The organism is Paenibacillus sp. SZ31 (assembly GCF_012912005.1).
Classification (GTDB): Bacteria; Bacillota; Bacilli; order Paenibacillales; family Paenibacillaceae; genus Paenibacillus.
In genome coordinates this window covers 214474-227878 of sequence record NZ_JABBEA010000004.1, presented here as the reverse complement: position 1 = coordinate 227878, position 13405 = coordinate 214474, and the positions used below count along the sequence as shown (strand labels likewise).

Annotated in this window: 14 protein-coding genes; 13 read left to right on the top strand and 1 reads right to left on the bottom strand. The window is 50.4% G+C overall.

Features of this window, described 5'->3' with window-relative positions:
• Positions 1-131 precede the first annotated feature (131 nt).
• Positions 132-1091: a hypothetical protein gene (locus tag HF638_RS10945; protein WP_481856151.1), complete on the top strand. Its 960-nt coding sequence runs from the start codon at positions 132-134 to the stop codon at positions 1089-1091.
• 330 nt (positions 1092-1421) lie between these two features.
• Positions 1422-3272 (top strand): DUF4127 family protein, encoded by a 1851-nt coding sequence (locus tag HF638_RS10940; protein ID WP_169480227.1) that lies wholly within the window; start codon positions 1422-1424, stop codon positions 3270-3272.
• Between the two features lie 4 nt (positions 3273-3276).
• Here the strand turns inward: HF638_RS10940 and HF638_RS29010 are convergent, their stop codons facing one another.
• Positions 3277-3603: a DUF3139 domain-containing protein gene (locus HF638_RS29010; RefSeq protein WP_169480417.1), complete on the bottom strand. Its 327-nt coding sequence runs from the start codon at positions 3601-3603 to the stop codon at positions 3277-3279.
• A 336-nt stretch (positions 3604-3939) separates the two neighbouring features.
• Here HF638_RS29010 and HF638_RS10930 point away from each other — a divergent pair, with 336 nt between their 5' ends.
• The 11 genes from HF638_RS10930 (at position 3940) to HF638_RS10880 (ending at position 13370) form a co-directional block, all read left to right on the top strand.
• Positions 3940-4863 carry a hypothetical protein gene (locus HF638_RS10930; protein WP_169480226.1) on the top strand — a complete coding sequence of 308 codons (924 nt, stop codon included), beginning with the start codon at positions 3940-3942 and terminating at the stop codon, positions 4861-4863.
• 181 nt (positions 4864-5044) lie between these two features.
• The gene (locus tag HF638_RS10925) at positions 5045-5245 is read left to right on the top strand and encodes a YqzN/YkzM domain-containing protein (RefSeq protein WP_017690177.1); all 201 of its coding nucleotides are present in this window, start codon (positions 5045-5047) and stop codon (positions 5243-5245) included.
• A complete protein-coding gene (locus HF638_RS10920; RefSeq protein WP_169480225.1) occupies positions 5245-6708 on the top strand; it encodes a phage tail sheath subtilisin-like domain-containing protein in 1464 nt (487 codons plus the stop codon). Before HF638_RS10925 ends, HF638_RS10920 begins: the two co-directional genes overlap by 1 nt.
• Before the next feature lie 49 nt (positions 6709-6757).
• Positions 6758-7165, top strand: a complete 408-nt coding sequence (locus HF638_RS10915) for a phage tail tube protein (RefSeq protein ID WP_036611426.1) — start codon at positions 6758-6760, stop codon at positions 7163-7165.
• A gap of 174 nt (positions 7166-7339) precedes the next feature.
• Positions 7340-7774: a phage tail assembly chaperone gene (locus tag HF638_RS10910; RefSeq protein WP_017690174.1), complete on the top strand. Its 435-nt coding sequence runs from the start codon at positions 7340-7342 to the stop codon at positions 7772-7774.
• A gap of 182 nt (positions 7775-7956) precedes the next feature.
• Positions 7957-9708, top strand: a complete 1752-nt coding sequence (locus tag HF638_RS10905) for a hypothetical protein (protein WP_169480224.1) — start codon at positions 7957-7959, stop codon at positions 9706-9708.
• A gap of 54 nt (positions 9709-9762) precedes the next feature.
• Positions 9763-10392, top strand: coding sequence for a LysM peptidoglycan-binding domain-containing protein (locus HF638_RS10900; protein WP_169480416.1), 630 nt, complete (start codon positions 9763-9765; stop codon positions 10390-10392).
• Entirely contained in the window at positions 10389-11375 is a 987-nt protein-coding gene (locus HF638_RS10895) for an XkdQ/YqbQ family protein (protein WP_169480223.1), read from the top strand. Before HF638_RS10900 ends, HF638_RS10895 begins: the two co-directional genes overlap by 4 nt.
• Positions 11368-11778 (top strand): hypothetical protein, encoded by a 411-nt coding sequence (locus HF638_RS10890; protein WP_169480222.1) that lies wholly within the window; start codon positions 11368-11370, stop codon positions 11776-11778. The genes HF638_RS10895 and HF638_RS10890 overlap by 8 nt, the downstream gene beginning before the upstream one ends.
• Positions 11771-12226 (top strand): DUF2634 domain-containing protein, encoded by a 456-nt coding sequence (locus HF638_RS10885; protein WP_169480221.1) that lies wholly within the window; start codon positions 11771-11773, stop codon positions 12224-12226. Before HF638_RS10890 ends, HF638_RS10885 begins: the two co-directional genes overlap by 8 nt.
• Before the next feature lie 4 nt (positions 12227-12230).
• On the top strand, positions 12231-13370 hold the full coding sequence (locus HF638_RS10880) for a baseplate J/gp47 family protein (protein ID WP_169480220.1): 1140 nt from the start codon (positions 12231-12233) through the stop codon (positions 13368-13370).
• The last annotated feature ends 35 nt before the right edge of the window (positions 13371-13405 follow it).

Genomic DNA, 13405 nt, shown 5'->3' with positions numbered 1-13405 from the left:
AAGAAAGCTGCATCGTAAGCGTAATCTCACATTTATCACCGGATCTTCCCTTGTGAAAGGGAATCGAAAAAAATCTGGGGATAACAGTGATTGGAAGGTTGTTCTGTCAGGCTTACAGATGATGAAGGGTGGTGGCAAGCTTGGATCGACGTTTGTTGGAAGAAGGACTAGCGATTATTGTTTCCAGTCGGGAGCGTACAGGAGATCTGTGGCATGCCCATTATGGGGCGGGTGCGATAGCGGCATATTTTTGGGTACGGGAAAATCGTCTCACTGCCCTTGCCGCCGGCAGTGTTACCGCCGAAGCAAAAGCCATGCTTCGCCAGCATGGAGTGAGCCCTGGTCAGACCTCTCCGATTGGTGAGATGATGCCCAGGGAAGATGCCGAAGCGCGTATTACGGACGCATTGCATCGAACCATTGGAGAGTTGCACTGGGTTGGACACCAGGCCATCTATGGGGCAATCAGTTTGAAAGCCATTCGTGAACTGGATGGATGGGGGACTGCGGAGGATATTGGTCGGCTGGTTGAACTAATTGATTCATTCGATCGAACCATCCCAGGAAGATCTTGGATGAACACAACGATGAAAGAAATTCGCAGTTTCAAGCCGGAAAAAAGCGATGGTTTCCCCGAGATCAAAGATCCAACGCAGTTGTCACACCTGATTCTGGATGAGCTTGGTGCGTTCCAGACTATCTATCACGCGGAAGCACATCATGACCTGATCGGCCATATGCTGACCTATGGACATGCGCTTAATATATTATATGAATTGGGTTATCCGGCATTGTTCCATAAAGGCATTCCACCTTTCCTTACCATGGTAAAGGCGCTACGCTTAAGCCGAGATGTGAACAGCGAACTGAAGATGCCAACACTGCAATCACCTGTAGATCTACTGCCATTATCGCGGGCGGAACGTTCGGTAGCACTGCCCCATGAACTGGAGTACTGGCTCACCGATAGACGTTCCCGTGACTGGTACGGAGGTCATGTGTTCAAATTTCCGTTCAGCTTCTATCATCATGCCAAGAACGGGGAGCCCGTACCGAAAACATGGGAGAACTTTCGTTATATCATCGCATAGATGGAATCAACAATATGGAACAAAAATGAAGAGCACTTGCCAAAGCTGGCAGGTGCTTGTTTTATGGATGTTTTAGCTTCATTCAGATTAAAACCGACAATTAACCGCCATAGAGACAACTACATTCATGCGTATTTCATCCCGATTACCATCAGCGCGAGTGGGAAAAGGCGGTAAGATGGTATTATCGGATCAGCAGCAAGGAGGACACACCGACAGCTCATACGCTAAAGTACAGACCGGCCATAGGGCCGGTTTTTTAATTCGGTGATTGCCTCCTTGCCCTGATCGGGTATTAAAGACTAAACAGATAACAGGAGGCTACGTGATATGAAAACAGTATTGTATGTTCCACTGGATGATCGTCCAGCGAATCTGGATGATGTGATTGTGCAAGGGAAAGCAGCCGGTATCCATATCGTTACACCAAACCTGAGTGATCTTAAGAATCGTCTGGACTCGGAGAAAACTGTAGATGGCACAACGCTGCTCGGCACCTCCACGCCGGTTTATGGCAAACCGTCCAACATTCATGATTTTATTCTGAAACATGCTGCCAAGGTCGACGGATTCATTATCTCATCCGATATGCTCTCCTATGGCGGTCTGATTGGCAGTCGTCAGCTTCGCGAAGATGGGGGAGGTACCTATCCGGAATACGATGAGGAAACCACTCGTTTGCTGGATGTGATCCGCGTGATCAAGCAGAAATACCCACGCAAACCCGTATTTGTAATGGATACCATCATGCGGTTGGCTACGACCTCGTTTGCAGATGGCTTGGCCCTCGATGCATATAATGAGTCTCGTGCGTTGATGCAGCAGCCACGTCAGACATACAGCGAATTCGAGGATATTATCCAAGGATATAACCTGTCTCCGGATGGGGTGGAATATGGGACAACGACCTATTTTGATAAAGAACAGTATTACAATACAAGACAACACAAATTCAAAACGAATCTGTACATTCTGGATCAGCTGGCTCGCACAGGCTATATCGATTTCCTCGCGGTTGGAGTGGACGATGCCAATACGCAGGGTGTTCAGATCAATGAAATCAAATACGTGGAAGCACGGATCAATGAATGGCTCGGTGGAACCAATGGACAAAATCCAGATCGTGCTATCATCCTGCCGGATGCAGATGGTCTGGGGCACGCATTGGTCGCTCGCATGGCGAACCAGTTGTTCCGAGGCGGTGCGAAGACACGTTACGGAGTGAAATATTTTGGTCCTCACGGCAATACCATCATTAACACATATGAATACATGGATGTACACGAGAATGTGGTTCGTCATGTGGATATTGTGGGCGGTGTGCTTGTGGCAGATTCGGCATATCCTGAACCGGAGGTGGTGACGGAGGCGAGTGCTGGCTTGGAAAATGAACAGTTGGTGGCTGTATCAGCCGAGGGAGTTGTTCCGTTTGACATGGCCTCCGAACTGGATCGTATGACCAAGGGTCACCCGGGCAATTCCGGAGACAACACAGGCATCGACATCGAGATTATTGCCATTACCGCTCTGGATCAGGTGCAAGCTGCGTTGGAGCAGTTGACGCTGAATGGGGAGCAAGGTCTGCCTTCGGTATTGATTGATTTTGTGGGTAAAGGACCAGCCAATGTTGATGTTGCTGAAGCGTTGCTAAACAGTCCATATACCGGACGCGTGCTGGGATATAGTGCCTGGAATACGCCAGGTAACAAGATCGGTATGGCCGTAGGCATGGGGCAGTCGAGGTACGCGTTGATCACAACAGAGAAGCATGAGCACAAATTGCGAGATGCGATGAATGCGCATGGCTCGTTGTTGTTTAAGCGTTTTCTGAAGGATTACTACTACAAAGCGGTAGCGATTGCGGACATCCGCACATATTCCCGAGCCCATGCGTTGTATAACAACGTGGCTACCCTGTCGGATCAGAATATGTTGCTGTTCAACTCAGAGGAAGACTATGCCCATTTGCAAACATTGCTCCGTGATCTGATGCAGACTTATACCACGGCGCTTGCGAATAAAACTGCCTTCCAGACAGGCAATGTGGCGATCAAAGAGATCTGTGATGGCGAATTGTCTTATGCGACGTATGAAAGTGCGCTGCTGGAATATGCGAACCCTGATTTTATCTGGGGCCGTGCATTTGAGATTACGTTGAACCCCCAAGTTACACTGAACTAAACTGCTATCTCACCATGGGTTCCTCATGTTTAGGGTGATCACTGGTATGACTGTATTGCTTAATCTCGCCGTTGTTAAAAATGATATATTGGTACTTCGCTTCGGGTTCATCCGCGAATGTTACGGAGGCACCGTAAGGTGCTTCAGAGCTTTTTGAGGAGTAAGTACCTTGTACTTCGATAAGCTGTTCGGGTGAGTAACCTTTCTGTTCAATCAGGTAAGTGGTTACCTGTTGTTCAGCATCATTTTTCTTGAGCGGATTACCAAGCAGTCCGAAGTAAGCCCAGCAGGATATCCCGAGTATAAATGCTAAGACGGCAAGTGAAGTAATTTAGGTATCCTTTAAAACGATGATTCCAGAATCGTCTTTTTTCCACCCGAACGTCTCCCTTAATCGCACCGAAGTCGTACGGAACACCATCCGCGCTAGGGATGAAAGGGTGTAAGATTGTATTATCGGATCAATAACAAGGGACGCACCGAAAGCACATACGCTAATGTACAGACCGGCCAGGTGGCCGGTCTTTTTGATGCGGTGAATGTAGTCCCGTTACTGGTTCGATAGCAATACAGACTCTGAGTTAAAAGGGGGAGTCTACTGCTGCTACATTGTCGCTGCACGGTGTGGGCAGATCTCAAACTTGCAGCTAAAGGGGGCGAAATGAATGTGTCTATGAGAAATGAGATTAGCACTGCCATGAGCACCAGTAAAATGAGTAAGCTCATTAAAAAAACGCTGAAACAGAAGCTTGCGGTACTTGTTCCAGATTGGAACGGTCGTGTGCTGGATGTACCTGCGTCAGGCGAAGTTTTGGCCGGGCCTTGTGCAGTGGTTGCGTTTGCCGAAGAAGTGCCGAAGTCTGCATGGGCGGGATACCGACGGATCATCAAAATCTCCCCATACGCTCGTCCAGAAGATGGTGGCGCTGAACAAGTGGAAGCTTGGTCAGCCGATCTAATCGAAGGGTTGCACCAGGTAAGACTGGTGGATGAAGCAGGTGAGGCCTTCACTTGTATCTATTTGGGTTCTTCAGATAGTGACCGGGTGGATACAGGGTCTGGAATGCTTACACGTAGTCTGCGGTTTGGGGTGTATGTTCCCGAAGACTCGGGAGCTGCTCTCGCTGAAACAGGGGACGCGTGGTTAGCTGCGCTTCAAGGCTGGACACAGCAGGAGCTTGGCTCTAACTGGTCGGTATATGGTGACGTCTGGCCCCGTGGATATGAGATGCCGTCTGTGTTATGGCGATTGGCCGGATGCAGCACGTCTGTGGCGGGCACTTCGGCATTGGAGGTTCGACAACAGTGGATTGGGCATGTGCTCACCGATCATTCGGTGTTAACACGCCAGACCGTTACTCGGTTGGCCCGGCAACTTGCAGTGCAATCTCGTCTTGCCGTCACTGAAACGGGTGGCGAAGAGCACGAAGGTAACACGCGATATATCACAGTGGATGAAGTGACGGCAGATTTACAGACGGATGCGTATTTGAATGGTCAGATTCGCCTGACGTTGCAACAGCGGATTCGTCGTCCGGGTACGAATGTACCGTTCATTCGTGAGATTCACCATAGCAAAGGTATGGAGTAAACGTTAGTCCAGAGGAACTTCAGTTTAAAGGTTGGTTCCAGATTATAGCTTTGAGTAGATTGGTTTAGCTTCAACATTATAGCTTCAAATTCATAGGTTCATAGGATTAAAAATTCATAGGTCAACCTTAAAGATCATCGTTTCACGAAATTAGTAGTCCAACAAATGAGGTGAGATGGCAATGGCAAGCTCAGTGAAAAAAAGCAAACAGACAGCCCCGCGGTATACACGGGCCGAACTGATGAATCATGCAGAAGCCCTCTTTGCCGTTAAGGCAGAGGTGCTGTATGGTGCGCTGTACGAAGCAGCGCAAGAGACGTTTTCCATTGAAGAAACGCAGGAACGAATTAACCAATTTATGAAAGCGAAGGTGAAGGGATAATGGCAGGTGGAACTTGGGAGCAAACGAATCGTCCGGTCCTTCCGGGCTTATATATGAATTTTCAGGCGGCAGCATCTTCGGCCATTCAAGCGGGTACGCGGGGAACGGTCGTTGTGCCGATCAAGGCCAACTGGGGTCCAGTGGGGACTTTTGTTGAGGTAGGGAGCGAAGCGGCGATTGAACGTATCTATGCGGCAAATGTGCTGGACAACGGTACGGCTTATACGTCCTTGAAGCTCGCCCTGTTGGGTGGGCCGAAGAAGTTGCTCGCTTATCGGGTAGCAAGTGCTGCGGCCAAAGCAGCTACGCTTACTTTGAAGGACAGCAGTGATGCCAATGTGCTGCAACTGGATGCGAAGTATCCGGGAGATCGTGCGAACGGGTTCTACGTCACCATCCAGCCAGGTGTGATTGATAATACGAAGCATGAAGTGCGTCTCTTCGAAGGTAACCGGATGTTGTATGCGCTCCTGACAGCGGATATTACAGCAGCTTCTCTGGTAAAAGAGATTAACGCGGATGAACAAAATGTCTGGGTAACGGCGCAGGCGATTGGCGATGGTGCAGGTGTAGTTGCAACAATTGCGGGTGCGGCATTCAAAGGCGGCGTAAGTGGGAACGATGACCTGACCAATGCAGAATACATTGCTGTACAGGGGGCGCTGGAAGGGGAGCAATTCGACGTCTTGGCTTTGGATCAGGCGGCTGATGCACCTCTACTTGCGAGCTTTGCGGCATGGGTGAAACGTGTACGTAGTGAAGGCAAACCGGTGGTGGCCGTATTTGGCGGTTCCGCAGCAGACGATACTTCTGCTACAGCAGCACAAAAAGCGTCAGCACGTTCGCTTACGCTGAACCATGAAGGTGTGATTAATGTCGGTACAGGCGTTCGCCTTGGAGATGCATTCTATAGCTCGGCGGAAACGTCCGCCTATGTTGCAGGTCTGATCGCCGGACAACGTCTGAACCAATCCACAACCTATGCAGCTACTCCGTTCGATGATGTGACACGTCGCTGGACGCGTGCAGAACAGGAGCAGGCGGTACAGAATGGCGTATTTATTTTCTTCCATGATGGACGTCAGGTGAAAGCACTTCGCGGTGTAAATACACTCGTAACTCCGGCAGCCGGACAGAATAATGCGTGGAAAAAAATCCGTTCCATTCGTGTGCTGGATACGATCAACACGGATCTGCAACGTTCCGCAGAAGATACGTATATCGGTAAAGTGAACAATACTGAAGAGGGTCGTCAGGCACTGATTAGTGCCATGAAGGCCTATTTGGCGTTGCTTGCACAGAGCAATGTGATTGAAGCTGACGGTTATGATGTCATTCTTGACCCGGCGTATTATGGTACGGCACCAGTTCTCAAACCGGAAGCAGATCAGGTATTCCTGCAATGGAATGTGAAGCTGACGGATGTAATGGAGCAGTTGTTTGGTACATTTTACGTGCAATAAGGTTGTGTGAAAGGAAAACGTGATTTTTTAATTTTAAGGAGGAAAATATATGTTGGATGCATCAAGAGTAATTCTCGGTACCCATGGTCAGTTGCATATCGATGGTGTGTGGCAGACAAACATTAACAAGTTGGAAGCGAGTGTGGAGATTGAAAAGCGTGAGCTGAACCTGGTCGGTAACGACTGGAAGGTACACAAAAACGGCGCGAAAAAAGGAACAGGCACGATGACGGGCTACAAAGTCACTTCCGATATGATCCAGCGCGGTTTCACCAAATTCGAGATTATTTCCAAGCTGAACGACCCTGAATCGTATGGACACGAGAGTGTTTTGCTGAGAGGTTGCATGGTGGACAAAATCCAGCTTGCCAACTGGACAGCGGGTGAGGAAGTACCGGAGGAAACGGGCTTTACGTTTGAAGGATTTGAGTTGCTGAATCCGATTGTGGCGAACTAAGCTTTGAAATAGGCACGTAATTGAGCTAGTTTGCTCAAGCGTGATTGCATAGTTACTTCATATCATATGGACACCAACGCGGGCCGAGATGATCTCGGTCTCTTTGTTGTCTCTACAGGCTTGGAAGCTGGCATAGCTAAACCCATTTTTGAAATAAGAAGGAGATAACGCCCGATGAGTATGAATGAAAATATGTCCGAAGAACAGATTTTGGATCAGTTGTTTGAAGCAGCAGAACGTTTGCCAGAGGAGAATGTGCGCATTCAGCGTCTGGATCTGTTGTTGACCTTGCGTGGACTGACGTCTTCCAAAGTGGATCACATTCGCGAACGCTGTACCATTCGAAAAACGACCAAAGGCCGCACCGAGGAAAAGGTGGACACCGAAACGTTTAACGCGCTACTCATTTCCGAAGCAACGGTGAAATTGAAAGTCCGCAGCTTGGAATTGTCTGGCTGGGGAGACACCCGTATTACCGGTCGCATGAAGTTGTCCGGTGGAGAACAGGCGGTACGTCGTATGTTGCTCGCTGGTGAATTGGATGCCGTAGGTGATAAAGTGCTGGAGCTGTCCGGCTTTGGTGTGGAGATTGAAGACCTAAAAAACTGATTCACTCCGGCGGGATGACCACGTTCCTGTATCACATGTGGGTGCGTCATCATCTCCGGCCCGGAGAGTTCTGGTCTTTGCCACGTGGGGAGCGCTCGCTGTTAATTGCGTTCTCGGAAGAAGAGATGGCAGCAATAACCTCGCAAATGAATCGATAACGATATAAGGCAGGAGGTGAAAAAATGGCAGAAATGATTGTAGGTTTGTCTAAATCTAATGCGGAAATGCGGACAACCCTTCGTTATCTGGATCAGATCCAACGCTCAACCGAACGTCTGGGCAGAGTTCGTTATCAGAGTCTGATTAAGGTGAACAATGAACTGAGAACGACCGGACGCAGGTTGGAGCATATTTATAGTATGGCTGTTCGAATCAGCAGGTTGCGAATTACACCGACAATTGGATTGATTGATAAGCTCAGTCCTGCACTGGATCGCGCATGGGCGAAACTGAATAGTTTCAGGGACCAGATGGTTACGGCTTCCGGAACAGTATCCCTTGAAGTTCGGCAGAAGATTGAAGTGGCGATGGGTAAAGGAGGAGCTTCGGGTCCTACTATGGCTGTCGTGATTCAAAATAATAAAAATATCACTAATGCTACGAAGGAAGAAGAAACAAAAGGCTTTTGGGAAAAAGTTTCTGGTGTAGCTGAAATCATTAACAATATTAACGATGCAATTGATAACATCATTGATAAAGTTGGTAAATTTATTAATTTGTTCAAAAAGAAAAAAGAAGAAAGTCCTGCATCTGATCCAACCAGAAGTCCAGCATCCAAATGCTGCTGTTGCACAGGTGGAAAGATGGGCAAAAACCGTAGAGTTCGTTCACCGAATGCGGATGGTGGTGGATCAGATCGTGGAAGACGAAATTACCGAAGTGGTAGAAGGTCTAGTAATCGTTCGAACCGGGGCCCATCACCAGTACCCAATCCTGTACCTGATACTCCAACTCCTCCGGCCGATCGCAACCGTAACAGGGGAGGCGGTAGAAGAATACGAGGAAGCGGTAGATTAGGATTTGCGGATGGTGGATTGGGATCTTTAACCGACATGCTGGCTGGTAATGGATTGATGGATAATTTAAGTAGTGGCTTTGCCAAAGGAGCAAAAAGGTTGCTTGGACCCATCAGCATGCTTGCTGATGTAGCGAATGTAGTGACCGCACCTCCAGAAGAGCGTGGCCGAGCGGTGGGTTCGATGATTGGCGGCACAGCAGGTACTGCGATTGGTAGCGCCATCGGTAGCGTTCTTTTGCCTGGCATCGGAACATGGGTTGGTGGTGCAGTAGGTGGTTGGGCCGGAAGTGCAGCAGGGGGCTGGATTGGAGACAAAGCGAAGGATATTGGAAACTTTATGTCTAGTGCTACCGAGGGTGTAGGGGATGCATTGTCGGGTGCAGCGGATTATGTCTCTGAAAAAACAAAAAAAATCACGGATGGCATATCCGGATTTTTCGGTTTTGGTTCCAAAAAAGAAGAGAAGACGGTCTCGGCAGCAACGGTGGCTTCACCGTCTCCAGTTGCAACAGGCCCGCAGATGGCACCTGCTTATATTCCACCGGCACTGACCATGACAGGCCCAACGGCTTATATGAACAGCAAAGTCGGTCAGCCTACATCTGCTGGATTCATGGGAACAAGCATGATGCAGAGCCAAGCGATGGCGCTTGGTAACGGTGCGCAGACGAATGGGAAATCGTCCACGATGACGGTACAGATATCTGAAGACCAGATGAGCAGTCTGTCCGGTTACTTGAAGGATTTCAAAACCGAAACCACCAATCAGATTGCGATAAATATTCCACCAGGTGCGGTGCAGGTGACTGTGCGCGAAAATGCGATTGATTACGATGCTGTCACCAAGCAGGTCGGACAACGGATTACGGGCGAGTTCCGCCGTGCGATGGAAAACCGAAAAACAATTATGGCCTAAGCAGAAAGGAGGCCGTGTATGTCTGTACTTAAAGATGAAGTAGTGCCTAACAAAATGGCATTTACGCTGAAGGATGGCGGCACTCCATTTCAATTCCCAGTGAACCCGGAAGAGGTGAGTATTTCCAGGTCCAAAGGGTATGAAACGATTAATATGCTGGAGTATGGTGAGTTTGATTTTGCGCAGGGGGAGAAGGTGAAGGAGATCACCTTCTCTTCTTTTTTTCCAAAAGAGTATGATGCCTTCTACTGTATGTACGAAAATTTGCCTGATCCGCGTGTGGCGATGAATGTCCTGAACACGTTTCTCATCTCCAAAAAGCCGCTGCGTTTCATCATTTCAGAGACGGGCGTGAACGTGCCTGTTTTTATTGTTTCGCTTAATTCGAGCTTTCGTGGGGGGGAGACAGGGGATATTTATTTCGACCTGACCCTGCGAACATGGCGGGATTCCAAGGTGGAGAAGGTGGGCTCTGCGGCATCCGCGAGCAAGTCAGGTTCTCGTACCGATTTGAAAAAGAGCAGCAAGACCTACACCGTCAAATCTGGCGACTCCCTGTCCAAAATAGCAAAGCTGGAGCTGGGCAGCAGTTCCAAATGGAACGAGATCTACAAGCTGAACGCGAAGATCATCGGGAGTGATCCGAACCGGATCAAGCCCGGACAAAAGCTGGTGATGCCATGACCTACAAGGTCATTGTCGACGACAAATATGACATCACCAAGCTGGTGGAGACCATTACGCTGAAGGACTCGCTCGACCAGATTGCCTATCAGGCCAACATCCGGCTGGCAGTGTCTGCATCTTCCGGTCTGCCTTCGATCTCACCGGGTATAGCGGTGCGGATTAGCGGGGTTCCTTTTGGCGAAAAATCCCTGGTTCACTTGCTGCATCCTGCGGTCATCTGGGAGGTGGAAAGCTCGAACAGCGGCACCAAGCGGCTGTCTCTCACGGTGTACGACCGGATGATTTATCTGGAAAAATCGGAGGACGAGTTCCTGTTGCCGAAGAATCAGACCGCTACGCAGCGACTCAAAACCTACGCCAAAGAGTGGAAGATTCCATACGCTACATTGCCAGAAACCAAGACAAAGCTGGGAAAAGCCGTGTATCGGTCACAGACGATTTTCTCGATGATGTTTGCTGATCTGAAGGAAACGGCCAAGTCTGGTGGGGAGATGTATCATCCACGGATGACACCCGGCGGATTGCAGCTCTTTCAGGTGGGCAGTAACGCGAAGGTGCACGAACTGGATCGATTGATTGATCTGACGCAGATGCGTACGCTCGAAGGGGCGGTCACCAAAGTGAAAGTCATGGCAGCGTCGGAGTCTACGAGTGGCAAGGAGGTCCCTTCCAAAGTGCTCGCGATTGAGCAGAATGGTGTGGAAGAACTGGGCACATTGCAAAAGCTGGTAGAGGACGATCAGGTGAAATCGACAACCGCCGCGAAAAAACTGGCGAAAAGTCATCTGACGGGTATTCAGGAGACCTTTACGATATCCGCACCGGATGTGAATACGATTCGCGCCGGGGATGCAGTGTTGTTAAAAGGACTGAAGCTGATCGTCATGTCGGTCAGCCGTGATCTATCTGCCGGGCCTGGAACGATGACGTTAGAGCTGGGGACGGCTGAGCTGGTGAAAAGGAGGTATTACCTTGAATAAAGATGATCCGTATGGGCATTTTGCCGACGTCATGCGGGGTGCGATGAGTACACATTCCCGTCAGGCAGTGAGTGGGCTGGGAGCAGTACTGGGTACGATGACATCGTCCGGCGTGAAGCTGGATGATTTCAAGCACGAAGTGCAGGATTATCTCGTGGCCGAATTGCCGGGCACGCTTGGACTACCGGAGCGCGAGGCTGCTGGCGCGATTTCCGGTATACCTGACGTGGCAAACGGCGGAAAGACGGGCACGGGACGGTTTCTTTTGCAAGAAGAGGAAGTGGAAGAAGCGGTGTGGTCTCTCGGCAAAGGTCTGAAAGCGGGAGATCGCGTACTTGCGATGCGGGTGAATGGCGGCAACGACATTGTGGTGCTGTGTAAGGTGGTGAGTGCACATGCCTAGTTTGTTCCCGGAAACGGGTGTGGTCTGGGGAGATGAAGAAGATCTGTCAGGGGCGGCATCGGAAGAGGTGCGCTTTGGACGGAGTTGGCGATTCGATTACGATGCAGGGGATTTTGTGCTGACCCCAAGTGGCAAAGTTGCTGGGGCTGGTGGACATGAAGCTTGGGTGCAGTGGTGCATTAAGGCCGTAAAAACGCCAAGGTACAGACATGTGATCTATTCCCGGAACTATGGTTCGGAGCTGGAGGATCTGGTGGGGCAGGGTGACAGCCGGGGTGTGATGGAAAGTGAGATTACCCGGATGGTGACGGAAACGTTGCTGGCTGATCCGCGCACGGAATCGGTAGACCAGTTCACGTTTGATTGGAATCGGGAGCAGTGCATGTTCTCGTGCCGGGTGGCGAGTGTGCAGGAAGAGATGTTTATTCTGGAAAGTGAGGTGATCTGACGGGATGGCTGAGATTCCGCGTTATTTGGAGGACCAGACGGAGGAACAGATTATGCAGCGTATGCTGGATCGTCTGCCCGCGGATCTGGATAAGTCGGAGGGTTCGTTTCTGTGGGATGCGGAGGCTCCGGTTGCTTTTATGCTGTCTGAGGCGGCTTTGTGGGCGCAGGAATTACTGCGGCGCGGCTTTGCAAGTACGGCTGCGAGCAGTGATCCGAATTTTCGTTCGGAAGAGCTGGATCTACGGGCAGGAGAGCACGGTATCACGCGGCGAGCTGCGGTGGCGGCGCAAGGTGCGGTGAGGTTCGCGGGTACGCCGGGGAAAGTGGTGCCTGCGGGAACGGTCGTGGCTACACTCGCGGATGAAGTATCTGCTGAAGCTTCGCTCGAATATGAGACAGTGGGACGTTTGGAACTGGATGCAGAGGGCTCTGGGGTGGTGGGCGTGCGAGCGCTTGTTGCCGGAAAAGAGAGTAATGTGCCTGCGGGCACGATAACTGTGTTGTCTACACCTGTAAGTGGCGTGACCTCTGTCATGAACGTTGAGGTGATTAAAGGCGGTGCAGATATTGAGGCCGATACTGCACTGTTGGAACGCTTTTATGCCAAAGTCCGCAACCAAGGGACAAGCGGTAACAAATCGCAATATGTGCAATGGGCCAGTGAAGTACCAGGTGTTGGTGCAACGCGGGTTATTCCGTTATGGCAGGGACCAGGCACGGTGGGACTATATTTGCTGGACACGGAAAAGCGCGCTGCGGGTACAGATCTGGTAGCGGCCGTTCAGAAGTACGTTGATCCAACGCAGGATGGACAGGGTGAAGGTGTTGCGCCCGCGGGGCCAGTGGTGTCCGTGATGCCAGCCGAGGAAGTGCCGATGAACATTCAGGTGAAGCTGACGCTCGCAAGTGATGCGACACTCGCTGATGTGCGAGCATTGATCGAACGCGGGGTGACCGCGTATCTGAAACAGTTGGCTTTTGCCGATCCACTCGTGCGCTACACCCGCATTGCCGCGATTCTGCTGGACATTCCGCCGATTATCGACTATTCGGAGCTTACCGTGAACGGTGTAAGTGACCAGAATATCGAGATGACCGCGAGCCAGGTGGCCGTGCTGGGGACGGTGGATGTGCATGAGTAGTGTTGGGCAGACGGTTGATCAGGATGTAATTGGGG